Origin of the sequence: Levilactobacillus tangyuanensis, assembly GCF_003946545.1 — a bacterium.
Taxonomy (GTDB): Bacteria; Bacillota; Bacilli; order Lactobacillales; family Lactobacillaceae; genus Levilactobacillus; species Levilactobacillus tangyuanensis.
In genome coordinates this window covers 63,583-86,922 of the sequence record NZ_RHOA01000009.1, presented here as the reverse complement: position 1 = coordinate 86,922, position 23,340 = coordinate 63,583, and the positions used below count along the sequence as shown (strand labels likewise).

The window sequence follows — 23,340 nt, the reverse complement described above, 5'->3', positions numbered from 1 at the left end:
ACAGGATATCTGTTCTTGATGTTTTTTATTGTCCAAAAAATTTTGAGACAGTGGCTAACTTGATTCTAAAATGCGCGAATGAGTTGTTTGACCAAATGGTGAAACAACTTTTTGTTTGGAAAGACAAACAGCGACTCACTGCCAAACTGTCATTGGCAGTGAGTCGCTGTTTTAAATTCATTTTAACGGTGACGCGTTGACTACATCATGCCGCCCATTCCTGGGTTACCAGCTGGTGCAGCGGGTGCTGGGTTGTCGTCTGGCTTGTCAGCCACAACGGCTTCCGTCGTTAACAACAAAGCAGAAACAGAGGCAGCGTTTTGCAGAGCAGAACGGGTAACCTTGGTTGGGTCGGTGATCCCGGCCTTAACCATGTCTTCATACTTGTTGTCAGCAGCGTTGTAACCAACACCTGGCTTTTCGCCCTTCAAGTGTTCAACAACGACGGAGCCTTCGACCCCAGCGTTTTGAGCGATTTGACGAACGGGTTCTTCCAAGGCACGGAGAACGATGTTAACACCGGTCAATTCATCGCCTTCGGCTTCAACCTTGGCAACGTCACCAATGACGTTGATCAAGGCAGTCCCACCACCAGCAACGAAGCCTTCTTCAACAGCGGCACGCGTTGCGTTCAAGGCATCTTCGATCCGGTACTTGCGTTCCTTCAATTCAGTTTCGGTAGCGGCACCGACACGAACAACCGCAACCCCGCCGGCTAACTTAGCCAAACGTTCCTTCAGCTTGTCCTTGTCGAAGTCGGAAGTAGTTTCTTCGATTTGGCCCTTGATTTCAGCAACCCGGTCCGTGATTTGTTCCTTAGAGCCGGCGCCTTCAACAACGGTCGTATTGTCTTTCGTGACGTTAACCTTTTGAGCTTGACCCAATTGGTCAATCGTCGTGTCCTTCAAGTTAAGACCTAAGTCATCGGTAATGACAGTCCCACCAGTCAGAACGGCGATATCTTGTAGTTGGGCCTTACGACGGTCACCGAAGCCAGGAGCCTTAACGGCAACAACGTTGAAGGTCCCACGCATCTTGTTCAAGACCAAGGTTGGCAAAGCTTCACCAGTAATGTCATCGGCGATGATTAAGAGTGAACGACTTTGTTCAACAACGGATTGCAACAATGGCAAGATGTCTTGAATGTTGGCAATCTTCTTGTCGGTGATCAAGATGTAAGGGTTGTCCAAGTTAGCTTCCATCTTATCGTTATCGGTAACCATGTATTGTGACATGTAACCGCGATCGAATTGCATCCCTTCAACAACATCCAAGCTGGTATCAACACCACGGGATTCTTCAATAGTAATAACCCCGTCATTACCAACCTTTTCCATGGCGTCGGCAATCAACTTACCGGTGTCCTTGCTTGCGGAAGAAATCGAAGCGATTTGGGCAATGTCATCCTTCGTCTTAACATCGATGGACATCTTGTGTAAGGCGTCAACGGCTGCACTAGTCGCCATTTCGATCCCACGACGGATACCAACAGGGTTGGCACCGGCGGTAACGTTCTTCATGCCTTCGTTAACGATGGCTTGCGTTAAGACCGTGGCCGTCGTGGTCCCGTCACCAGCAATGTCATTCGTCTTGGAAGCAACTTCTGAGACCAACTTGGCCCCCATGTTTTCGAAGTGGTTTTCAAGTTCGATCGACTTGGCAATCGTTACCCCATCATTCGTGATGGTTGGGTTACCGTAACTTTGTTCCAAAACAACGTTGCGACCCTTAGGTCCTAAGGTCGTCTTAACCGTGTCAGCTAACTTATCAACCCCAGCTAACATTTCGCTGCGGGCATCTTCAGAAAACTTCAATTCTTTAGCCATTTTTGAATTTCACCTCATACTAGATTTTTTTGACTTCGTATCAGTGGGAAAGCACTTAGTCGATAACGGCAACTAAATCCTTTTCGTGTAAAACAAGGTAAGTCTTGTCGGCATACTTAACTTCAGTACCGGCGTACTTGTCAAACAATACCTTGTCGCCAACCTTAACGGCTGGGGCTACCTTATCGCCATTGTCTAACACACGGCCATCACTAACGGCCACAACGTTGGCCGTTGAAGGCTTTTCTTGGGCATTACTTGCTAAAACAATGCCACCAACCGTGGTTTCTTCTTCTTCTGGTTGATCCAAAATGACGCGGTCTCCTAATGGTTTTAACACTTGAATCCCTCCAATAAACTTACTTTTTAGCACTGTTAGCACTTGACTAACATAAGTGCTAATCACAATATCTAATATATGGTTTTTCCTTTTAAAAATCAAGGATTTTGACAAACAAATTGGCCTACGCCACTCGATAAACCTGAGCAAAATAAAAAGGCCAGGACCAAAGTCCCCGCCTAATCGCTCATTAATCCTTGTGATTATAGTGTTCTAAGAAATAAATCAGCGTTTGTAATTCGTTCGTCAAGTCCACGTTTTGAACGCGAACATCCTTCGGCACCGTAATTCTAAGTGGCGTAAAGTTCAAAATCCCTTTAACCCCACCGGCAACGGCATCATCCGTAACTTCCTGGGCAACGTCGGCTGGCACCGTCAGGATGGCCACTTGAATTTGTTGTTCTTCCAATTGCTTCCGCAGGTCGGTCATGGGATAGATGGGAACGCCACTATGAATCGTATTTGCTAACTCTTCATTAACATCGAAGGCTGCGCTAATCCGCACGTTACCATCCTGATGGAAATTAAAGTTTAACAAGGCATGTCCCAGGTTACCGACACCGATCAACCCCACGTTGGTTAATCGGTCTTGGTTCAAGATCTTCTTAAAGAACTTAACCAAGCTCTCCACATCGTAACCGTAGCCACGCTTACCCAGGGCACCAAAGTAAGAAAAGTCACGACGAATCGTGGCCGAATCCACCTTAACGGCGTCGGACAGTTCGGTTGAAGAGACACGGGTCTTATCAGCATCCAGCAAAATATTTAGATAGCGGTAGTAAATCGGTAACCGCTTAGCTGTCGCCCGGGGAATTTTCTGATCAGTCAAAAATAATACCTCCTATATGAAATAGCTTCTATGCTTCTAACTTATTAGCGTCTTAATGAATTTAAGTTCACGTGATTGTGAAATCCACTTCCTCACAGATTATAGCATAACCGCCCCTCTTGTGAAAGAATTTGCAAATATTTTTCACAATTATCAGCAAATTTCGGTCTCTCGGACGAATATGCTAAAATAGACCTAATAACTCTGAGCAACAGTTAAGGGAGGTTCAGATCGGTGATTCTTTTACAAGTTCAACAGGTGACCCGCCGATTCGGGGCGTCGGTACTCTTCAGTAACGTGAGTCTCGATGTGCCGGAACACGGTCGCGTCGCCCTCGTGGGGCGTAATGGGGCGGGAAAATCCACCCTGCTCAAGATGATTGCGGGCGAGACCACGCCGGATGAAGGCCAGATTACCACCAAGCGTGGTTTAACCTTTGGCTACCAGGCTCAAAATGCCGGACTAGCCTCAACCAAAACGGTCTGGGCAGAAATGATGAGTGTCTTTGCCAAACTCCAGACCATGGAAAAGCGCATGCACGAGTTGGAAGTCAGCATGAGTGACCCCGACATCATTGCGAACCAAGAACAATTTAACCAAGTCTCTGCCACCTATGATCAATTGCAACAGGACTTCAGCGATCAGAATGGCTACGGTTATCAGGCTGAAATCCGGGGCGTGCTCCATGGATTTGAATTCGATGAAGACTACTACGACAAGCCCATCAACGAATTATCCGGGGGCCAACGTACACAATTGGCCCTCGCCAAGCTCCTGTTAGAACGGCCAGACCTCTTAATCTTGGACGAACCGACCAACCATTTGGACGTGGAAACGTTGACCTGGTTAGAAGGCTACCTACAAGGTTATCCCGGCGCCATCCTAGTCGTGTCTCATGACCGGTATTTCCTCGATCATGTCGTCAACGACGTCTACGACATGGCACATGGCGGCCTGGTTCACTACCCTGGCAACTACTCCCATTACATCGATGCAAAGGCCGAACGGCTCCGTCGCGAATGGAAGGAATACGATAAGCAACAAACCGAAATTTCCAAGTTGGAAGACTTTGTGAACAAAAACATCGTTCGCGCGTCGACGACCAAGCGAGCCCAGGCTCGGCGGAAACAGTTGGAAAAGATGGACCGAATCGATCGGCCCGAGGGCGACGAGAAGGTTGCCCGTTTCACCTTCCGGCCCCACCGTCAAAGTGGGAACATCGTCTTAGACGTGGTCAATGGCGCCATTGGCTATGACAACCAGACGCTCTGTACCCCAGTCAATTTAGATATCAAGAAGCACCAAGCCGTCGCCATCGTCGGCCCCAATGGAATTGGGAAGTCGACGCTCTTGAAGACGATTCTGGGTCGCCTTCCCGCCATTCAGGGCCAGATTATTTTTGGAACCGGCGTCGATACCGGGTACTACGACCAAGACCAAGCCACCCTCCATCCCAAGAAAACCGTCCTTCATGAATTGTGGGATGATCATCCCACCACGCCCGAAGGCGATATTCGCTCGATCCTGGGCAGTTTCCTTTTCACGGGAAGCGATGTGGATAAGGCTGTGCATAGTCTCAGTGGTGGTGAAAAGGCTCGCTTGCTCTTGACCAAGTTGGCCTTGCGTCACGACAACTTCCTGATGCTGGACGAACCCACCAATCACTTGGACATCGACAGTCGTGAGGTCTTAGAGAACGCGCTCAACGAGTTCGACGGGACGATCCTCTTCGTCTCTCATGACCGGTATTTCATTAACCAAGTCGCCACCGAAGTGGTTGAGCTTGAACCAAGTGGCACGACCCGCTACCTGGGTAATTATGACTACTACGTCGACAAGAAAGCCGAGCAAGACGCCTATGCCGCCCAAGAGGCCGCTGAGGCCGAAGCGGCTCATCCAACCGTCGACCAGCCTAAGCAAACCCAAGTAAATTATCAACAGCAAAAGGATCAACAAAAGGCTAAACGAAAGCTTTCTCGTCAAGTCGAGGCCCTTGAGGAACAAATGAACGACCTCGATGCCAAGAAGACCGCCGTTGAAACGGAAATGAGCGCACCGGAAAACTTTAACGACGCCGACAAATTAGCTGACCTACAACAAGAACTGACCGATGTGACGACTCAGTTGAATGAAACCGAAGAATCCTGGACCGAGAAGAGTCTGGCCCTGGAAGACTTCGAAGACTAACCTAAACGAGTAAAAACACCAACGACCTTTTAAAATAGGTCGTTGGTGTTTTAGGTTGTTTCGATTATAAGGCCGTGTAACCACCATCGACGTTAATCGTGGTCCCAGTGACAAAGGAGGCCTCATCGCTGGCAACGAAGGCGATGACGTTGGCGATTTCCGCCGGTTGGGCCAATCGGCCAATTGGCATCTTACCTACCATCGGATCCGTCACCTCTTTGGGCAAGGTCTTCAACAATGGTGTCGCGACATAGCCAGGGGCAATTGAATTAAACCGAATGCCTTGCTTGGCGTAGGTGACCGCCTGGGACTTGGTATAATTAGCAACGCCCGCTTTGGCCGCCGAGTACGCTTGTGACTTAGCCGCACCGACAACGCCGAGAATGGAGCTCATATTGATGACGCTGCCGCCCGTCCCCTGCTTCAACATTTTCGCCACGACCACCTTGTTGGTTAGGACAACCCCCGTCAGATCGATCGCAATCACCCGATTCCAATTATCGAGATCGATATCGGCCACGCCAGCCTTCTTCTCGGTCACACCGGCGTTAGCAACGACAACATCCAGATGCCCGTATTGACTCACAACGTGGTCCACCATGGCGGTCAGCGAAGCTTCATCGGTTACATCCGTTTGTTCAAACGCAATCCGATCATCAGCTGGGGCGCTCACGTCGGCCGAAATGGCGACCGCACCTTCGGCCACCATCTTTTCAATCGTTGCGAGTCCAATGCCGGAAGATCCACCAGTAACAACGGCAACTTTACCCTCAAGCTTACCCATATCGATCACTCCTTTTGGTGATCAGTATACAACAAAGGCCACCCACAAATAAGGGTGGCCTTTAATCATTTATTTAGCGAATAGCTTACTTCACCGAATTAGCCAGCCAGTCAAATTCCAGGCTAGGATCGGCATTCAATGTCGCATCGGCAAAGATACCGTGCTTGTAGGCCACATAGGCAAAGGCCCCAATCATGGCCGCATTATCCCCACACAGGTTCAAGGGTGCCTTGACCAGGTGGGTGATTGGATTGTGCTGCAAGTCTTGTTCCAAACGTTCACGCAAGCCATGGTTAGCTGCAACCCCACCGGCCAAGATTAATTGCTTTACCGGATAATCGGAAAGGGCGCGTTGGGTCTTCTCGGCTAAGACATCCACAACCGCTTGTTGGAAACTGGCGGAAAGGTCTTGCTTATTCAACGTCTCACCAATTTGGTCGGCGTGATGCGTGGTATTAATGAAGGCACTCTTTAACCCGCTAAAGCTAAAGTCAAAATTGTCGTCCTTCTCCATTGCCCGAGGAAACTTGAAGCTATCGTGTCCCTGATGGGCCCACTCATCAACCGTCTTGCCGGCAGGATAATTAACACCCATCACCCGGCCAACCTTGTCGTAGGCTTCGCCGGCGGCGTCATCGCGGGTCTCCCCAATGATTTCAAATTCATTCTCAGCTGGCATGTAGACGAGTTCCGTATGACCACCAGAAACCAGGAGGGCCATTGCCGGAAATGCAATGGGTTCCACATAACGAGCCGCATAGATATGGCCCGCCATATGGTTCACAGGAATCAATGGTAGGTTGTGAGCAAAAGCCAGGGTCTTAGCGGCGGTCACACCGATCAATAACGCCCCGACTAACCCCGGACCATACGTAACGGCAACGGCATCCAGATCGTCATAGGTAACATCGGCTTCACTCAGGGCATCCTTGATGCACAGTGTCACCTCTTCGATATGGTGTCGACTAGCGACCTCTGGCACCACACCACCAAACCGTTGGTGACTCTTGATCTGCGTTGCGACGATGTTCGACAAGATTTTATGACCGTCCTCGATGACCGCCACACTAGTCTCATCACAACTTGATTCAAACGCTAAAATTAAATTTCGGTCTTTCGTTGGACTCACTCCTCTTACTCCCTATCATCTCAATAAAAACGAGTGGCCTTCGCCACCCACTAGTCTGTTTGGTTAACTTTGCTCAAATCTAGGACCATATCGACGGCGTCTTCATGATCACCGAAGTAGTACCCCCGCTTGATACCAGCCTGTTCGAATTGAAGGCTGCGGTATAGCCGCTGGGCATTTTCGTTGGAAATCCGCACCTCAAGACTCATGCTGCGGTAACCCAAGCGTTGCGCCCGCTTGATCATCACCTGAATCAGGTGTTGGCCTAATCCATGGCGCTGATAATCAGGGATCACTGCAATATTGGTGATATGGGCATCTTCGTCGCATTCCTCAAAGGTACATCCAATGAAGGCCAACAGCTGGTCATTTTTACGAATAACCAGATAAAGCCGATCCCGTTCTCGTCGCAACTCGCTGGCAAAGGCCGTGGCGTCCCAAGGCGCCTGACCGGAATAGACGGCCCGCTCAATCTCAATCATTTCCGGAATATCCGTGAATAGGGCCTTCGCCACAAAATACGTGATCCCGTTAATTTCGACGCGTTGATTCTTAACATCCAACGCCGCCTCGCGGGCCACATTTTGGCGATTACCAAAGATACTCTGATACCAGATTCTAAATTTTTTCAACATAGGATTCAGCATCCCTTCCCGGATTCTTGGCCCGCCAGTCTGCTTCGGCTTGTGTCAAGCGTAAGTAGTTCGGGACAAAGTGATCGACATCGGTTTCTGGTGTCATCGTGGCACCGAGTAAGCCGATTGTCGCCGCCTGTGGCAAGTTAAGCCACGGGCTAACCCGGGGTGTCGCCGCCGACACGGTTGTCTGGATACTGTCCTCAAAGTGACTGGCATCGCCAAGGAACCAGATCGGTTCGCCATATTCTTTTACTTCGGAGAGAAAATTAGCCACACTCGTATGCGCATCAGCAATCGCCACTTCCGGCCGTCCTTGTTTAATCCGGTACAAGCCGGCGAAAACGTTTTGATTGCGGGCATCAAACATTGGCGCCACCAGAGCACCTTCAACCGGCACGTTGGTAGCCAATGTTGCTAGGCTAGAAACGGCCACTAGGTCGATATCTAACGTTGCCGCCAGGGTCTTGGCCGTGGTCACAGCTAAACGAATACCCGTGTACGAGCCTGGCCCGGCAGCAACCACCACGCGATCGAGATCGGCGGGGGTGATCCCAGCCATCCCCATCAGACGTTCAATCTCTGGTAGTAGGTACTCGGCATGCTTTTGATGGACCGTAACGGTGACCGCTGCCAGGACTGTTTGATCCTCTAAAACGGCAACGCTCAGGGGACGGTTAGATGACTCAATTGCTAAAATCTTCATATTTAATATTCCCCTTCAAAATCTCTCATCATTGTAACGCTGGACCCGTCAAAACGCCCACTCTAACGCTCACGTTCTGCCCACACGGCATTGGCCGTGGCTGCGGTCGTGGCCCCCATCATAATCCGATGCTGGCTAGCAGTGTCGGTATGGCTGGCCACGCTGACAACGGACTCGCCGTAACGAACTTCATTTTCAAACCGAATCTGAAAATCCTGGAGTTGATGTGACCGCAAGAAATCGGCCGGTAAGGCATCCAGCATCCAGTCAAAGTAGTGGGCATTGTTAACGTGACCGTTAGCATCGATATCAAAGTACCGTACCAGATAGGGCTTGGTCTCCGTCGTCTGCGAGTCATCAAAGCGACTGGGGCGCGGTAGCCGCGGCAATCGTTTAACCGGTTCCGTCTCATATGGCGCGATAATTTCCAGGGGAATCGTCGCAATCTTTCGCGTGGCATAGCTCATTGCCACCCAAATAGATTCACCATAGGCTAACGTGGACCCATCGGCCGCAAATAACCAATATTCACGGTAGGCGAAGTATTTATTGAATGCCGTGGCCTTGGTTTTTACGGAAACGGTGTCCCCCGTCAGTGGCATTTGCGTCACCTGGAAATGATACTGGGTGACCACCCAGCCAACCCCATGGGATTGAACGAAATTGACGCCTAATCCCAGGTGGTCATTTTGGTCTTCGGAGACCAGAACAAATAAATTTATTAATTGTGCGAGCGTTAGATGCCTCGTATCATCGACCTCGTGGTCAACAATTCGATGGCTTTCTGAATATTCATTAGCGGCCAACCTGGTCACTCCTTATCAAGATGATGGTATTCACGGTAAACGTCTTGCTTCTTCAAGCCACGCAACTTGGCAACCTCTTTAATGGCCGCGTTGGGTTTATCCCCGGCAGCAATCAGTCGATCGACTTGATCATCGATCGGCTCACTCAAGTCAACCGTTGCTTCATTAGAAATTGGGTCGGGATTTCCCCCAACCAAGACGACAAATTCCCCGCGGACCGTATCGGTCGCTGCCCATTCGGCCAGTTCACTTAACGTGCCCCGCAAGAATTCCTCGTAACGCTTCGTCAGTTCCCGACACAAGACGGCTGGCCGGTCGGCACCCAGGCCGTCCGCCAGATTGCTCAGGGTCTTCTTCAGCCGATGTGGCGCTTCATAAAAAATGAGCGTTTCCGGACGTTGTGCCAACTCGGTAATCTCTGCTCGTTGATCCCTAGGCTTACGGTCCAGGAAGCCATAGAAATAAAACGGCTGCGGCGCTAAGCCCGAAGCGATTAAGGCCGTCAACCCCGCGTTAGCACCCGGCAATGGCACGACGGGAATATTGGCCTCAACACAGGCCACCACGAGCTCATGGCCGGGATCAGAAATAGACGGCATCCCCGCGTCACTCACTTGAGCAATCTGCATGCCGGCTGCCAACTTGGCCACCAGCTGAGGGATCCGTTCCTGGGTATTGTGTTCGTGAAAACTAATCTGCTTGGTTTCAATTTCAAAATGATTCAATAATTTCTGAGTATTACGCGTATCCTCAGCCGCAATCAGATCGACTTCCTTAAGCGTCTTAACGGCGCGAAAGGTCATGTCGTCTAAATTACCAATTGGCGTTGGCACTAAGTATAAATGACCCGTTGATTCAGCAGGAAAGCTGCGTCGTCGTTCCATTACTGTTAGCCTCCCTATTGATCGCGATAAATAACTTCTAGACAGAAGGCACATTCCTCATCCTGCTTACGCCGCGTTCCGTAAAACTCACGACAAACATGGAAACCTTCTTCATATAATTTCTCCAAAATTTGTCGGGACTTCGAAAGTCCTTGCGGTGTCTGTGGGTCTTCCGGCAGACTCTTCTGCAGTTCCCCCAACAGCTCGCGTAGGTGTTGGTTCTCGATTTCCAACTCCGCGTTCTGTTCGAAGACCTGGGTCAATTCGGCCTGCAGATCAGTGAACTGACTCAGCGTTTGTTGGAGTTGATTCTCTAAATTCTTCAGTTGATCATACACTGCCTGTTTATCCAAACCGTGACCCTCCTTTTCTTTCTGGCACCTAACGCGTCTGTTCCAAGATTTGTAGCGTTAAAGCCTCTAAGATTGTTTGAAAATTAATATTCCCGTTCAATTGGCTCCGTGTTCCCAGACACAACGTCATCACCGTCACGAGCTGATCGGTGGTCAGCCGTTGGGCAACCTGTTGACTCGCCTGAGCAACCTGCGGATAGGCGAGTTGGTCGTTCGCCAAGACCGTGGTTTGCAACCGTAAGGCATCATGCCAAACGGCAACCAACATATCCAAGACAATCCCCTGGCGCTCCCGATTGGTCGCCAGGGGCACCAGTTCCGTTTGTACGCGGACAAAGGCGCGTTCATCGCTCTCACAGCAAGCCGTAAACCACTGGCCCACCTTTGCCTGAGCATCGCCCAACCAATCGTCGACAATCAGCTCAGTCGCAGCGGTAACACTCTCTGTCAGCGTTGCCAACAGTAATCGCTGACTGGGGACCACACCAGCCTTTTCCAATTCATTGGCCAATTCTTTAGGCGCAACCCCAGGAAAATCAACCACCTGAGTCCGCGACAAAATCGTGGGCAAAATAAGATTCTTACTGGCGGTCAGTAGCAGCGCCACCGTATTGCCCACCGGTTCTTCGATAAACTTAAGCAGGCTATTGGCAGCACTTGTTGTGAGGCGGTCAACCTGATCCACAATGAATATTTTTTGGTTACCCTCGACCGCGCTCTTGGAGAACTCCGCCTTCAGATAGCGAACCTGTTCCACCTTAATCCGTTGACCATCTGGCACCACGCTAACAACGTCCGGATGATCCCCAGCCAGAATGCGCCGGCACTCCGAACATTCCCCACAGGGGTGGCCATCGGCCGTCACGTTCTGACAAAAGAGCCGCATGGCAATGGTGGTCGCAACCGCCTGCCGGCCAGTGCCGTCCGCACCGTTAAATAGATAGGCGTGACTGAGCTCGTGTTTTGTAATCAAATTCATGAAATGATTCACCAGCTGCGGCTGTAGCCGTTGGGCGGTGGATAGCAAGAATTCTTCGGTCATTGGTGCCCCCTAAAAGTGGTGAAATTGGTCAACCGGCAAGACGAAGACCGTGGCGCCCCCCACTTGAACCTCAACGGGGTAAGATGACGTACTGTCTAATTGGGCATCCAAGTTAACGGGTGGTGTCATAAATTGTTGACGCGTGTGACTAGCATCCTTGATGACTTCCATGGCATCATCGACTCGTTCATCTTCGACCCCCACCAAGAATGTGGTATTCCCAGACTTTAGAAACCCACCCGTGGTGGATAAACGGGTTGCCCGAATGTTGTGTTCGATGAAGTCGTTACTTAATCGGTTAGCGTCCTTGTCTTGGACGATGGCAATGATTAATTTCATAATTATCTTCCTCCGTAATTATCGGTTCAAAGGGTCTTGGGTAAGATTGATTGAATTAAAGCTAATGCCTCATTAACCACCTGGTCAGGCGCCTGAGTCGCGTCGATCAGCTTGATCCGGTCGGGTTCGGCCGCCTGTAGTTGCAGGTAAGCGTCCCGCACCCGGTCGTGAAACGCCGTCTGTTCGACGTCTAGTCGGTCAACCTTGGCGGGATTCCGATGGGCCTTGATCCGCTTGAGTCCCACCTTAGCGGGAACATCAAAGTAAATCGTTAATTCTGGCAACAGGCCATCCGTGGCGAACTGATTCATCTCGGCCACCGCCGATTCACCAATTTCTCGGCCAGCACCTTGGTAGGCAATGGAGCTGTCCACATAGCGATCGCAGAGCACAATTTGCTCGTCCGCCAATGCGGGAAGAATGGTCTGTGCCAGGTGTTGGCGCCGGGCCGCGGCGTATAGCAGGGCTTCAGTCCGGTAATCCATGGCCGTATTTTTCCGATCTAAAATGATCGACCGGATACTCTCCGAAATGGGATTCCCCCCTGGTTCGCGAGTCACCGTCAATTTTTGCCCAAATGTGGGTTGAAGCTTCGCTACTATTGCCTTCATCGCGCTGGTTTTACCCGCACCATCGGGTCCTTCAAAACTGATAAAAGTTCCTGACACAATCCTCGACCTCATTTTTTATTGATAGGTATATTGTACTTGAATTAATAATTGATGTCTATTTGCATCATTGGGATTCCCAAATTTCCCACCATATTAAAAGCGTTTGGGCACCCCCAAACGCTTCAGTCATGACAATCAATCTGACGCCATCGGTTATTTTAACTAATCGCGAAAGACCGCCGCCGAAATATGTTTGCTGCGAACCCGGCGAAGCCGAGCTTCCCGATAGAGAAACAAGTAGGTCTGTCGGGCCAACGCGGTGTTTGCAATCATCTGATTGTCAGCATCGGCAATGGCTTCCTCGGTTTGCTTGGCGTGATCCCAACGGTCCTTAGCATCATCAATACTTGCCAAGAGGTCATCATCGTAGGTGGCCTTCAAGCGTGGCAATTGCCGTTTCTTTCGTCCAAACATCGCGATTCCTCCTACATTTCTGTCCGGCCTTCAACGGCCTTAAACAAAGTCATCTCATCGGCATACTCGATATCGCTCCCAACGGACAACCCGTGGGCAAGTCGCGTCACGGTAATCCCTGCCGGCTTGATCAACCGAGAGAGATACATGGCCGTGGCCTCACCTTCAGGCGTTGCGTTCGTGGCAATGATCACTTCTTTGATAGAAGGATTCTGTTGTAAACGACTGATCAGGCTCGAAATATTCAAGTCTTCCGGTCCCTTACCCTCGATCGGTGACATCACCCCATGCAACACGTGATAAAGGCCATGGTACTCCTTCATCTTTTCCATCACCATGATGTCTTTGGCCTGCTCGACCACCAGCACATGGGATTGGTCCCGCGTCTTGTCAGCACAGATGGCACAGGGGTCGCCCTCGGTAATGTTCCCACAGATGGAACAGAAGTGCAGGTCCTTCTTCGCGGCCACTAGTGCCTTCGAAAAAGCCGTGACGTCATCTTCCGCCATATCAATGGTAAAAAATGCCAGTCGCGTGGCCGACTTCTGACCGATTCCGGGAAGTTTCATATAGCTATCAATCAGTTGTGCAATCGGTTCTGGGTACTGCATGGTGCAACATCCTTTCCGCTAAGGCCTACATCCCAGGGATGTTCAAGCCTTGGGTGTACTTGCCTAATGATTGTTTCGTGGTTTCATCAACCTTGGTTAAGGCTTCGTTGACGGCTGCCAAAACTAAGTCGGCTAGCATGTCGGGGTCATCGGGATCGATGGCTTCTGGCTTGATGCTCAGATCGGTCATCTTCCGTTCGCCGGTAAAGGTTGCCGTGACCAAGTCATCGGGAGACGTTCCGGTAAAGCTCTGGGCATTCAGATCGGCTTGATCCTCCGCCATCTTCTTTTGCATCTGCTTCATTTGTTTCATCATATTTCCCATGTTACGCATTTATAATCATCCTTTCAAAGTTTAATCTGGTTTAACTTCAACAATTTCCTTGCCAAAGAGTTCTTCGGCCTTTGACACGACCGGATCGGCCTGCGGTTCCTTGGGGGCCTCCGCATCTGAATGCTCCTGTAGCTCCGCCTGATGAGCGGCTAGGTAGGTCTTACGAATCACTGGCCATTCATCCTTCGGAACGAACACAACCGGCAAGGCCGTCCCGATCATCCGGTCCAACCCATTTTCCAAGGCATCGGTTAACTCACTATCCGTGGTTGCCCGTTGATACAAGAAGGAATAATCAAACGCCACAATCACGCCCGAATCCGCGGCGGCGACCGGCTGGGAAACCTTCATGACCGCCCGTTGGGTGACCGACAGGCAATTCAGCAGGTCGGGCCAGGCTTCTTGTAACTGGTTCAGCTTTTCCCTGGTAGCCGATCCAAGAACCGGATAGACCTTGGCCAGATTGACTTCCTTCGTGCCACTCGCCTTGGCCACCCGTGGCTTAGGCTTACTCGTTGCTGCCGTCGACGTCGTATTGGCCGGCGCCGATTGCAGTTGCTTCACTGTTTGTTGCAGCTGTTCAACCTCTCGTTGCAAGGACTGCACCGCCGCCGGATTAGCGGTCGCTGCGGCTGGAACGGCGGCTGTTGGCGCCGGTGCCGATTGCCCTTGTTGTTGGCCAATCTCCGCTAGCTTAATCGTCAGGATCTCGAGGTAAACGTCGGGATGCGTCGTATAGCGCATCTGCTGCTGAATGGCGTTGAGCTCATTAATCATGGCGTACATGGTCTGGGCCGGCGTCTGGCTGGCTAGCTTCTGGAAGTCTTCGCTGACACTTCCCATCTCGGCTTCCTCAACCAACTGAGGAGCCTGTTGATAGAGTAGCAGATCCCGGGAGTAGCCAATGATATCTTCCGTAAAGCGTTCGGCGTCCTTCCCCGCCTCTAGGACCGACTGCAAGGTGGCTAACGCCGCCTTGGTGTCGCCGGCCAGGGTCTGGCCGACAAAGGTTGCCAGTAGCTCATGGGTCACACTCCCCGTGACTAATAGCGCGTTGTCGAGGGTAATCTCATTGTCCCCAAACGACAGAGCCTGATCAAGAATGCTCAGGGCATCCCGCATCCCGCCCTCGGCCGCCTTGGCAATCACCTTAACAGCCTGTTCGTCGTAGGGTACTTTCTTCTGATCCAGGATATAAATCATTCGTTCATAACTATCACTGGCCGCAATCCGTTTAAAATCGAATCGTTGGGTTCGTGAAATAATCGTTGCCGGAATCTTATGGGGTTCCGTCGTTGCTAAGATGAAAATCACATTGGCCGGTGGCTCTTCCAACGTCTTCAATAAGGCGTTGAACGCTCCTGTAGACAACATATGAACTTCATCAATAATGTAGACCTTGTAGTCCGCAACGGTGGGGGCATATTTCACCTTATCCCGAATGTCTCGAATCTCTTCAACCCCGTTGTTGGAGGCGGCATCAATTTCGATAACATCATTTAAGGTCCCGTTAGTAATAGCTTGGCACGTTTCACACTCGTTGCAAGGTTCACCATCGACCTGATGATGACAATTAATGGCCTTGGCAAAAATCTTGGCAGCGGACGTCTTCCCAGTTCCCCGGGGGCCCGCAAAGAGGTAGGCGTGACTAATTTGATTGGTCGTGATAGCGTTTTTGAGCGTCCGCGTAATGACCTCTTGCCCAATCATGTCCTCGAAGCGTTGGGGCCGCCAAACGCGATACAATGCTTGATAAGCCATGTAATCGGTTCCTTCCTTTAGTGATAACTTTTAAATTCGCTGAAATTAATTATAGCCTTTTTCGGCGGGTGCTGTCACGATCTACCCACTAGAAATTTGGCTTTGAAGTCATAAAAAAACTCCCAGTCAACGACTAGGAGTTGGAATTAGCTCATAAACTTGAAGCACAAAGCGAAACAAACTTAGTGCTGCTTCCTTCCGGACCTGACACAATTCGTAAGTCCACCCTTGCTCCAAGGCCTTAACGGCAACTAATAGTGTATCATGATTCCCAGACGCTGTCTAGCGACTAATCAGCCGCGGCTCGTTTGGCTGCCTGACGGGCTTTCTTGCGGGCCTTCTGTCGCTTCCTAGCGGCCTTGAAAAAGGCCACCATGCGTTCACCGGCATCCTTGGCCATCAGGCCCTCGTATACCGTTACGGTATGGTTCAACCGGTCATCACCCAAGACCTCGTATAGACTGTCAACCGCGCCCGCCTTCGGATCACGGGCACCATAAAACACTTGCGGAATCCGGGCGTTAATAATGGCGCCGCTACACATTAGACAGGGCTCGATCGTGACATACAATTGACAATCGCTAAGTCGCCAGCTCTTCAGCCGGGCGCAGGCCTCTTCAATCGCCCGAACCTCGGCGTGTAAGGTCGCGTCATTGCCATGCTCACGCAGGTTGTGCCCGCGGCCAACAATCTCGCCATCATGAACAATCACTGCCCCAATCGGGACTTCACCAATTAAGGCCGCCTGGTCCGCCTCAAATAAGGCTTCTTCCATATAATGTCGTTCGGTTGGTGAGTAAGCCAGCTTGCGCAAGCGGACCGCTTCCTTTCGATTAGTCGGACATCAAGGTACTTTCCAAGATATAGTAGCCCTTATCCTTCTTAATGATAGTACAGTTACCAAACGTTGCCGTCATGGATTTCTTGGCCGATGGGGCCCCTTGCTTCTTCTGCAGGACAACGGTCAGCGTGCCCCCAGGCAAAAGATAATCCTTTGCCGACGTCAGCATCGTTGAGACCACCGACTTACCAGCGCGTACGGGCGGATTCGTAATGATCGCCGCATAACGCTGTGTAACCTCGCTATAAATGTCAGAAGTCTTGATTTCAACGTTTTCAATCTGATTGGCCACCGCGTTCTGTCGGGCCAACGATAACGCTAACTCGTTGACGTCTACCATCGTGACATGACGGTCAGGCCAGTGCTTCGCTAGAGCCAAGCCGATTGGACCATAGCCCGTTCCCAGGTCAAGCCAGGGGCCAGCCGGCGTCTTGTCGCCGTCGAAGGCATCTAGCAGGACACGTGACCCATAGTCGACTCGGTTTTTTGAAAAAACACCGTTGTCGGTGGTAAACAACAATTCGTTGCCTAAAAGGGTAAATGGCCAGTGGTGTTCTTCGTGTAAAACGTCTGGATTTTGTGTATAATAGTGATTAGTCAATTTCTCCGCCACCTTTAACCCCTATTTTACCGTAGATATTTAAGAGAAGCTAATAAAATAAAAAAAACGCTTATGGCACTATATTTAGTAGTTATTGTATGATCCAACTACCAAATATAGTGCTTTTTTTGATTGTATTTTTCTATATCTGGTGTAAACTGAATTCATCGTAAAAGAAAAACCGAGGAAGTGGCAACAATGAAAATCACCATTTATTCTAAAAACAACTGTATGCAATGCAAGATGACGAAGCGTTTCCTGAGTGAACATAACGTGGACTTTGAAGAACGTAATATCAATCAAAATCCCGAATATATTGCTTACTTGAAGGAAAAAGGATTCCAAGCGGTTCCAGTGGTTGAAGCCCCTGGTCAACCAGCGTTCTACGGCTTCCGTCCCGACCAACTGATGAAGTTCGCCGGCTAATTTAAGTTAGCACAAACCCGTCTTGGCGACGTCGTGTTTGTTCACGGTGCCGCCATTTTTATTTGATTTCACAATCTTAAGAGAGAAAGAAGCGTTGATCATATGAGTTTACATGACTTAAAGGACGTCACTTACTATGACCTGAACAACGAAATTAACATCCCCGTCGATGGTCAGATTCCGTTGAACAAAGACCAAGAGGCCCTGCAGGCTTTCATGAAGGAAAATGTTGAACCTAACACCAAGACCTTCGACTCATTGCGGGAACGATTTGACTACTTGATCGCGGGCAACTACGTGGAAAAGAAAGTCATCGACGAGTATCCAATGGCTTTCATTGAAGACCTATACGGCTACCTTCGCGACCAACACTTCCAATTCAAGTCATTTATGGCCGCCTATAAATTCTATGCTCAGTACGCCTTAAAGACGGACGACAACGCTTATTACTTGGAAAACTTTATCGATCGCGTGGCCATGAATGCCCTCGACTTCGGCGCCGGCGACCAGGAGTTGGCTCACAATCTGGCCGATGAAATTATTCACCAACGTTACCAACCCGCCACCCCTAGCTTTTTAAATGCTGGACGGGCCCGGCGTGGCGAACTGGTGTCTTGTTTCTTAATCCAATCGACGGACGACATGAACACCATCGGCCGGACGATTAACTCCGCCCTGCAGTTATCTCGAATCGGTGGTGGGGTCGGCATCAGCCTCTCGAACTTGCGTGGAGCCGGCGATCCAATCAAACATATTGATGGCGCCGCATCCGGTGTCGTTCCCGTCATGAAGCTTTTAGAAGACAGCTTCTCTTACTCCAACCAACTGGGGCAACGGCAAGGGGCCGGCGTTGTCTACCTCAGTGTCTTTCATCCCGACATTGTGGCTTTCTTGGGCGCCAAGAAGGAAAACGCGGACGAAAAGATTCGCCTGAAGACTCTTTCGCTTGGGATTACCGTGCCCGACAAGTTCTATGAACTCTGCCAGGCCGACGCCGACATGTACCTCTTCAGCCCATACGATGTCGAACGCCTCTATGGGAAGCCATTCGCCTACGTTGACATTACCGAAAATTATGACGATATGGTTGCCAACCCCGACATTCGCAAGAAGAAATTAAAGGCGCGCGACCTCGAAACCGAAATTGGCAAGCTACAACAAGAATCCGGCTACCCTTACATTGTCAATATTGACACGGCTAACCGCGAAAACCCTATTGATGGACGGATTGTCATGAGCAACCTGTGTTCCGAAATCATGCAGGTTCAGGTGCCATCGACGGTCAACAATCGCCAGGAATACGATCAATTGGGCACCGACATCTCCTGTAACCTCGGTTCTACCAACATTGTCAACTTGATGAAGGCCCCGGACTTTGGTCACTCCGTTGAGACCATGGTTCGTGCCCTGACGTTTGTCACGGATAACTCCGACATCGACGTCGTGCCCTCCATTCAAAAGGGCAATCAGATGGCCCACACCATTGGCTTAGGCGCCATGGGTCTCCATAGCTACTTCGCCAAGAACCACATGATGTATGGGTCCAAGGACAGCATTGCCTTTACCAGTGTCTACTTCATGCTCCTCAACTACTGGACGCTGAAGGCCTCCAACGAAATTGCCAAGGAACGTCATGAAACTTTCCACAATTTCGACAAGAGTACTTACGCCGATGGGTCTTACTTCGACCGCTACACGGAAACCGACTGGCGGCCAAGCTCGAACAAGGTTCAGGACCTCTTCGCAGACATTTGGTTACCCTCGCCTGACGACTGGGCAGCCTTAAAGGACGCCGTCATGACGGATGGCCTATACCATCAGAACCGCATGGCGGTCGCCCCTAATGGCTCAATTTCCTACATCAATGATACGACGGCTAGCCTGCATCCCATCATCAATCGGATTGAGGAACGCCAAGAGAAGACCATCGGGAAAATTTACTATCCAGCGCCTTACCTCGATAACGACACCATGCCTTACTACAAATCAGCCTACGATACCGACATGCGGCGTGTTATCGACGTTTACGCTGCCGCCCAAAAGCACGTGGACCAAGGGATGAGCTTGACCCTCTTCATGCGGTCAACCATCCCCGAAGGCTTGTACGAATGGAAGACCGGCCGGACGGATAAGATGACGACGCGGGACCTCAGCATCCTGCGTAACTACGCCTACCGCCAAGGCATCAAGTCCATCTACTACGTGCGGACATTTACCGATGACAACAATGAGGTCGGCGCTAATCAATGTGAAAGCTGTGTGATTTAATTAACATCACCGGTTCAGATACAATGATAACGGCCGACAAGTCCCCGACAAAGGAGTGGCAACATGGCAAGAATTGAAAATTACGATGCAATTAACTGGAACGCGGTCTCAGACGAGATCGACAAGGCAACTTGGGAAAAGCTCACGGAACAATTTTGGCTCGACACCCGAATCCCGGTTTCTAATGACCTGGATGACTGGCGGACGCTCGACACCGATCACCAATGGGTCGTTGGTCACGTTTTCGGCGGCCTGACGCTGCTAGATACCCTGCAGTCACAAGATGGCATGGCCGCCCTGCGCAAGGACGTCCGGACCCCGCACGAAACGGCGGTATTAAACAACATCCAATTCATGGAATCGGTTCACGCCAAGAGTTACTCCACCATCTTTTCCACGTTGAACACGCCAAACGAAATCGATGAGATTTTCAAATGGAGTGATTCCGAAGAATTCCTACAAAACAAAACGAAACGCATCTATGACTTGTATCATGACGATGAGCATCCGTTAAAGAAAAAGATCTCCAGTGTCTTCTTGGAAACCTTCTTATTCTATTCCGGGTTCTTCACCCCGCTCTATTACCTCGGCCACAACAAGCTCAATAACGTTGCCGAAATTATCAAGCTTATCCTGCGGGACGAATCCGTCCATGGCACCTACATTGGTTACAAGTTCCAATTGGGCATGAAGGAATTAACCGACAACGAGCAACAACAAATGAAGGATTGGATGTACGACTTCCTCTACAAGCTCTATGCCAACGAAGAGAAGTACACCCATACCTTATATGACCAAATCGGCTGGACGGAAAAGGTCCTCACCTTCATCCGCTACAATGCCAACAAGGCCCTCATGAACCTGGGTCAGGATCCCCTGTTCCCCGATACCGCCGAAGACGTTGATCCCGTTGTTATGAACGGGATCTCGACCTCCACGGCCAACCATGATTTCTTCTCACAGGTTGGGAATGGGTACCTCCTAGGTGACGTGGAAGCCATGAACGACAGTGACTACACCATCGGTTCCGCCAAGGACCCCGATGATCCCAGCAAATAATTTAACCATTGATTAGCCACCAAGGCCCCCAGACCAAATCGTCTGGGGGCCTTTTTTAGGCCGAATCGTCATCAGTACCCGTTATTTTCCGTCAACTCCCACGATTCTTCAGTCCTTAGATCACTCGATTAACGAACATACCTTAACCCATTTAGGCTCAGTTTAGTTATTTCACACTCATTGGTAAACAGGATTCCATTAGTCATAAATCCCGATCTAAACCGATTATTGGCCGTTATAGTGAAATAGTGTACATTATAAAAAGGTTGTTGTGGCGCGTTTATTAGCGCTTTTTGCAGACAAATCGACAATAATCATTCATATTGTCAAAATAGTTTTTCTATTTAACATTTTATTATTGTATTTAGTCAACCAGGGTGTACAATGAAGTCGTAGAAAGTTATCCACATTTACAAATGTGTGGCATAAATGCTAATCATCGATTCGGAAGTTAAAAAAGTTCCATTACCATACTAGGGGGTAAATATCATGAGAAAGCACGTTACGTTAAATACGAAGGAACATTACAAGAGCTACAAGGCAGGCAAGAACTGGGTCTTCGCCTGTGTAACCGTTGCCGCGTTAGACTTTGGCGTCACCGGCATGAGTGCCACGGCCTCTGCCGACAGCACCACTGGCAATACCAGTGACACGCCCAGCACCAGTAGTCAAGCGCCAGCAGCCGCTAACGATACTGAAACCAGTTCCGCTACTTTATCTAACGGCACCGGCGAAAACAAGGATGCCGGTTCTGGTCTTAGCAAAGACGTTGATTCAGGATCTGATAAAGGCCTCAACGACGACGCTGCCACCGGCGTTGATTCCGGCGCTGACAAGAATGCCGGTTCCGATTTAAACAAAGGTACCGGTGGCAACAATACCAATACCACCAACGACGTTAACACCGATAACGGTGGCGATGCCGCAGGTACTGGCAGCGTTAACGACAATGCCGGTAAGCGGTCACGAGCAAGCCTCGCTAAGGCCGCCGTTGCCCCAACATATGATGATGCATCAGTTCAAGGGGTTAATGCCACTGAATGGCTTAAGGATGCCGGCTTACGGTCCTTAATCGAATTCGATGTGCAAAAATCATTCAACCCGGCCAGTGGCATCACGATTACCGATGACAATCTGTCCCAATACATCGATCACCTGACCTCGTTTTATACCGACGGGTACACCGGCACCATGCCAACTACTTTTGAAGGGTTACAATACTTCAAGAACTTAACCTACTTTAGCTTCACGGGGGATGTCGATCCCGCTAACTACGTGAACTTCTCCTTTGCACCAAAGCTGAATCACTTCGCGATTTATAGCAAGGACCAAGCAACCGCACCAGTCGATGCCACCACCTTCATGAACAACGTGTTAGGCGAAAATACGGCGTTGAACTACCTGTACATCGTCGGCTACCACTTAACCGGTAACTTGCCTAACCTGACAAACTACAAGGATCTCAATTCGATTAACCTTTCCAGCAACGACTTAACCGGTGGCCTGGAAAACATGGGCACCCCAGTTCCCGGAACCTCACTCAACTTAGCTAGCAACAAGTTATCTGGCCCAATCACCGAAGCCGACCTGACTAATATCAACTACCTTTACATTGGCCACAACGATTTCTCCGGCAACCTACCGGTCCTGCGTCCAGACATCGTGGTTGACGCGCAACAAAACCACTTCACCTCTGGCCAACAATCACCAACCTCTAACCAAACGACCATGAACCAAATCTTAACGGGTGGAACCTTTACCATCACCCCTAAGAACCGGACGTTTGATCCACTGACCGGCCTCGTTGCCGGTGTCCGCGGTGCCGATGGAGTGACCTTCGACACGACAGACCCCATGCAAGTTTACGGCTGGAGCAATGGTAAGGGCAGTCTCTTCACGGTCACGGCCGATTCATCGAACCCGATCGGGTTTAACTTAACCGCTAATGCCGATGTTCCCGATGGCACCTACAGAGTTTGGGCCTTGAACTCTAAGACCAGTCAATACGCCTTCTCTTTGGAATTTACCATCGTCAATGGCAAGGATCCCGTCGTTGTAACGCCTCCTACCACTGGCACCACGACCACACCGACGGACACTGGCGATAGCGCAGTCACCACGCCTGTAACGGGCGGCGATGGTGCAACCATCACCACTGGCACACCAACCAAGGGTGGCGCCGCGGCCAAGGTCACGGGTAAGAAAGCCGCGACAGCTAAGAAGGGTGCTGCCGCTGCCAAGGTAACCGCCTCAAAGGGTAACCGCGTGGCTTACAAGCGCATGGATAACGCCGCCAAGACCGCCCATGTGGTCAAGCTGGCCAACCATGCAGCTGCCAACAAGAACGCGACGACCTTACCACAAACCAACGAAAAGAGTTCCGTCAGCGCGATTGCTGCCGGCGTTGCCATGGCCATCAGCATCTTGGGCCTGGCTGCTAGTCGGAAGCGTCACGAATAAATCAAAACAATCCTAGTTAAAAAGGACGATTACC

General features: G+C 50.4%; 25 protein-coding genes and 1 other RNA gene. 6 read left to right on the top strand and 20 right to left on the bottom strand.

Annotated features, from left to right (window positions below; genetic code table 11):
* A partial coding sequence (locus EKM96_RS10700; RefSeq protein ID WP_225417699.1) for a hypothetical protein occupies nucleotides 1–200 on the top strand: 200 nt, incomplete at its 5' end.
* Here EKM96_RS10700 and groL read toward each other — a convergent pair.
* The 3 genes from groL to EKM96_RS07575 form a co-directional block, all read right to left on the bottom strand.
* Nucleotides 201–1,826, bottom strand: a complete 1,626-nt coding sequence (groL, locus tag EKM96_RS07585) for a chaperonin GroEL (RefSeq protein ID WP_125642030.1) — start codon at nucleotides 1,824–1,826, stop codon at nucleotides 201–203. It abuts the gene before it with no gap.
* Between the two features lie 55 nt (nucleotides 1,827–1,881).
* Nucleotides 1,882–2,166, bottom strand: a complete 285-nt coding sequence (groES, locus tag EKM96_RS07580; RefSeq protein WP_061776243.1) for a co-chaperone GroES — start codon at nucleotides 2,164–2,166, stop codon at nucleotides 1,882–1,884.
* 190 nt (nucleotides 2,167–2,356) lie between these two features.
* A complete protein-coding gene (locus EKM96_RS07575) occupies nucleotides 2,357–2,995 on the bottom strand; it encodes a redox-sensing transcriptional repressor Rex (protein WP_125642027.1) in 639 nt (212 codons plus the stop codon).
* A gap of 234 nt (nucleotides 2,996–3,229) precedes the next feature.
* Here EKM96_RS07575 and abc-f point away from each other — a divergent pair, with 234 nt between their 5' ends.
* Entirely contained in the window at nucleotides 3,230–5,182 is a 1,953-nt protein-coding gene (abc-f, locus tag EKM96_RS07570; RefSeq protein ID WP_125642024.1) for a ribosomal protection-like ABC-F family protein, read from the top strand.
* 64 nt (nucleotides 5,183–5,246) lie between these two features.
* On the opposite strand, the gene EKM96_RS07565 is transcribed toward abc-f, so the two are convergent.
* The 17 genes from EKM96_RS07565 to EKM96_RS07485 form a co-directional block, all read right to left on the bottom strand.
* Entirely contained in the window at nucleotides 5,247–5,966 is a 720-nt protein-coding gene (locus EKM96_RS07565) for an SDR family NAD(P)-dependent oxidoreductase (RefSeq protein ID WP_125642021.1), read from the bottom strand.
* An 85-nt stretch (nucleotides 5,967–6,051) separates the two neighbouring features.
* A complete protein-coding gene (gene tsaD / locus EKM96_RS07560) occupies nucleotides 6,052–7,095 on the bottom strand; it encodes a tRNA (adenosine(37)-N6)-threonylcarbamoyltransferase complex transferase subunit TsaD (protein WP_125642018.1) in 1,044 nt (347 codons plus the stop codon).
* Between the two features lie 50 nt (nucleotides 7,096–7,145).
* Nucleotides 7,146–7,730: a ribosomal protein S18-alanine N-acetyltransferase gene (rimI, locus tag EKM96_RS07555; RefSeq protein ID WP_125642015.1), complete on the bottom strand. Its 585-nt coding sequence runs from the start codon at nucleotides 7,728–7,730 to the stop codon at nucleotides 7,146–7,148.
* On the bottom strand, nucleotides 7,714–8,436 hold the full coding sequence (gene tsaB, locus EKM96_RS07550) for a tRNA (adenosine(37)-N6)-threonylcarbamoyltransferase complex dimerization subunit type 1 TsaB (RefSeq protein WP_125642012.1): 723 nt from the start codon (nucleotides 8,434–8,436) through the stop codon (nucleotides 7,714–7,716). Before tsaB ends, rimI begins: the two co-directional genes overlap by 17 nt.
* A gap of 62 nt (nucleotides 8,437–8,498) precedes the next feature.
* Complete coding sequence (locus EKM96_RS07545; RefSeq protein ID WP_125642009.1) at nucleotides 8,499–9,242, bottom strand: acyl-[acyl-carrier-protein] thioesterase; 744 nt, start codon at nucleotides 9,240–9,242, stop codon at nucleotides 8,499–8,501.
* Nucleotides 9,243–9,247: 5 nt separating this feature from the next.
* Entirely contained in the window at nucleotides 9,248–10,126 is an 879-nt protein-coding gene (gene rsmI, locus EKM96_RS07540) for a 16S rRNA (cytidine(1402)-2'-O)-methyltransferase (RefSeq protein WP_125642006.1), read from the bottom strand.
* A gap of 14 nt (nucleotides 10,127–10,140) precedes the next feature.
* Nucleotides 10,141–10,479 carry a DNA replication initiation control protein YabA gene (locus EKM96_RS07535; protein ID WP_125642003.1) on the bottom strand — a complete coding sequence of 113 codons (339 nt, stop codon included), beginning with the start codon at nucleotides 10,477–10,479 and terminating at the stop codon, nucleotides 10,141–10,143.
* Between the two features lie 28 nt (nucleotides 10,480–10,507).
* Nucleotides 10,508–11,521, bottom strand: a complete 1,014-nt coding sequence (gene holB, locus EKM96_RS07530; RefSeq protein ID WP_125642000.1) for a DNA polymerase III subunit delta' — start codon at nucleotides 11,519–11,521, stop codon at nucleotides 10,508–10,510.
* 9 nt (nucleotides 11,522–11,530) lie between these two features.
* Nucleotides 11,531–11,860: a cyclic-di-AMP receptor gene (locus tag EKM96_RS07525; protein ID WP_061776233.1), complete on the bottom strand. Its 330-nt coding sequence runs from the start codon at nucleotides 11,858–11,860 to the stop codon at nucleotides 11,531–11,533.
* Between the two features lie 26 nt (nucleotides 11,861–11,886).
* The gene (tmk, locus tag EKM96_RS07520) at nucleotides 11,887–12,531 is read right to left on the bottom strand and encodes a dTMP kinase (protein WP_318531042.1); all 645 of its coding nucleotides are present in this window, start codon (nucleotides 12,529–12,531) and stop codon (nucleotides 11,887–11,889) included.
* A 162-nt stretch (nucleotides 12,532–12,693) separates the two neighbouring features.
* Nucleotides 12,694–12,945 carry a YaaL family protein gene (locus tag EKM96_RS07515; protein ID WP_125641995.1) on the bottom strand — a complete coding sequence of 84 codons (252 nt, stop codon included), beginning with the start codon at nucleotides 12,943–12,945 and terminating at the stop codon, nucleotides 12,694–12,696.
* Between the two features lie 11 nt (nucleotides 12,946–12,956).
* The gene (gene recR / locus EKM96_RS07510) at nucleotides 12,957–13,556 is read right to left on the bottom strand and encodes a recombination mediator RecR (protein ID WP_125641992.1); all 600 of its coding nucleotides are present in this window, start codon (nucleotides 13,554–13,556) and stop codon (nucleotides 12,957–12,959) included.
* Between the two features lie 25 nt (nucleotides 13,557–13,581).
* Nucleotides 13,582–13,890 carry a YbaB/EbfC family nucleoid-associated protein gene (locus EKM96_RS07505; protein WP_125641989.1) on the bottom strand — a complete coding sequence of 103 codons (309 nt, stop codon included), beginning with the start codon at nucleotides 13,888–13,890 and terminating at the stop codon, nucleotides 13,582–13,584.
* A 21-nt stretch (nucleotides 13,891–13,911) separates the two neighbouring features.
* Complete coding sequence (gene dnaX / locus EKM96_RS07500; protein ID WP_125641986.1) at nucleotides 13,912–15,651, bottom strand: DNA polymerase III subunit gamma/tau; 1,740 nt, start codon at nucleotides 15,649–15,651, stop codon at nucleotides 13,912–13,914.
* 153 nt (nucleotides 15,652–15,804) lie between these two features.
* Nucleotides 15,805–15,891, bottom strand: an RNA gene (gene ffs / locus EKM96_RS07495) — signal recognition particle sRNA small type.
* Nucleotides 15,892–15,940: 49 nt separating this feature from the next.
* On the bottom strand, nucleotides 15,941–16,426 hold the full coding sequence (gene tadA, locus EKM96_RS07490) for a tRNA adenosine(34) deaminase TadA (protein ID WP_191987350.1): 486 nt from the start codon (nucleotides 16,424–16,426) through the stop codon (nucleotides 15,941–15,943).
* A gap of 58 nt (nucleotides 16,427–16,484) precedes the next feature.
* Entirely contained in the window at nucleotides 16,485–17,093 is a 609-nt protein-coding gene (locus EKM96_RS07485; RefSeq protein WP_125641980.1) for a class I SAM-dependent methyltransferase, read from the bottom strand.
* A 198-nt stretch (nucleotides 17,094–17,291) separates the two neighbouring features.
* Here EKM96_RS07485 and nrdH point away from each other — a divergent pair, with 198 nt between their 5' ends.
* From nrdH to EKM96_RS07465, 4 genes are all read left to right on the top strand, one after another.
* Entirely contained in the window at nucleotides 17,292–17,519 is a 228-nt protein-coding gene (nrdH, locus tag EKM96_RS07480) for a glutaredoxin-like protein NrdH (RefSeq protein ID WP_125641977.1), read from the top strand.
* 102 nt (nucleotides 17,520–17,621) lie between these two features.
* Nucleotides 17,622–19,787, top strand: coding sequence for a class 1b ribonucleoside-diphosphate reductase subunit alpha (gene nrdE, locus EKM96_RS07475; protein WP_125641974.1), 2,166 nt, complete (start codon nucleotides 17,622–17,624; stop codon nucleotides 19,785–19,787).
* Nucleotides 19,788–19,850: 63 nt separating this feature from the next.
* Entirely contained in the window at nucleotides 19,851–20,846 is a 996-nt protein-coding gene (nrdF, locus tag EKM96_RS07470) for a class 1b ribonucleoside-diphosphate reductase subunit beta (protein WP_125641971.1), read from the top strand.
* 489 nt (nucleotides 20,847–21,335) lie between these two features.
* Nucleotides 21,336–23,306 (top strand): KxYKxGKxW signal peptide domain-containing protein, encoded by a 1,971-nt coding sequence (locus EKM96_RS07465; RefSeq protein ID WP_125641968.1) that lies wholly within the window; start codon nucleotides 21,336–21,338, stop codon nucleotides 23,304–23,306.
* Nucleotides 23,307–23,340 lie beyond the last annotated feature (34 nt).

Bases quoted from the DNA above. Each gene is read 5' to 3' on its own strand.
- rsmI (WP_125642006.1), bottom strand. From the start codon at position 10,126: ATGGAACGACGACGCAGCTTTCCTGCTGAATCAACGGGTCATTTATAC.
- EKM96_RS07465 (WP_125641968.1), top strand. From the start codon at position 21,336: ATGAGAAAGCACGTTACGTTAAATACGAAGGAACATTACAAGAGCTAC.
- tsaB (WP_125642012.1), bottom strand. From the start codon at position 8,436: ATGAAGATTTTAGCAATTGAGTCATCTAACCGTCCCCTGAGCGTTGCC.
- nrdH (WP_125641977.1), top strand. From the start codon at position 17,292: ATGAAAATCACCATTTATTCTAAAAACAACTGTATGCAATGCAAGATG.
- EKM96_RS07505 (WP_125641989.1), bottom strand. From the start codon at position 13,890: ATGCGTAACATGGGAAATATGATGAAACAAATGAAGCAGATGCAAAAG.
- groL (WP_125642030.1), bottom strand. From the start codon at position 1,826: ATGGCTAAAGAATTGAAGTTTTCTGAAGATGCCCGCAGCGAAATGTTA.
- EKM96_RS07515 (WP_125641995.1), bottom strand. From the start codon at position 12,945: ATGTTTGGACGAAAGAAACGGCAATTGCCACGCTTGAAGGCCACCTAC.
- EKM96_RS07565 (WP_125642021.1), bottom strand. From the start codon at position 5,966: ATGGGTAAGCTTGAGGGTAAAGTTGCCGTTGTTACTGGTGGATCTTCC.
- EKM96_RS07525 (WP_061776233.1), bottom strand. From the start codon at position 11,860: ATGAAATTAATCATTGCCATCGTCCAAGACAAGGACGCTAACCGATTA.
- nrdF (WP_125641971.1), top strand. From the start codon at position 19,851: ATGGCAAGAATTGAAAATTACGATGCAATTAACTGGAACGCGGTCTCA.
- holB (WP_125642000.1), bottom strand. From the start codon at position 11,521: ATGACCGAAGAATTCTTGCTATCCACCGCCCAACGGCTACAGCCGCAG.
- recR (WP_125641992.1), bottom strand. From the start codon at position 13,556: ATGCAGTACCCAGAACCGATTGCACAACTGATTGATAGCTATATGAAA.
- tadA (WP_191987350.1), bottom strand. From the start codon at position 16,426: ATGGAAGAAGCCTTATTTGAGGCGGACCAGGCGGCCTTAATTGGTGAA.
- dnaX (WP_125641986.1), bottom strand. From the start codon at position 15,651: ATGGCTTATCAAGCATTGTATCGCGTTTGGCGGCCCCAACGCTTCGAG.
- rimI (WP_125642015.1), bottom strand. From the start codon at position 7,730: ATGTTGAAAAAATTTAGAATCTGGTATCAGAGTATCTTTGGTAATCGC.
- nrdE (WP_125641974.1), top strand. From the start codon at position 17,622: ATGAGTTTACATGACTTAAAGGACGTCACTTACTATGACCTGAACAAC.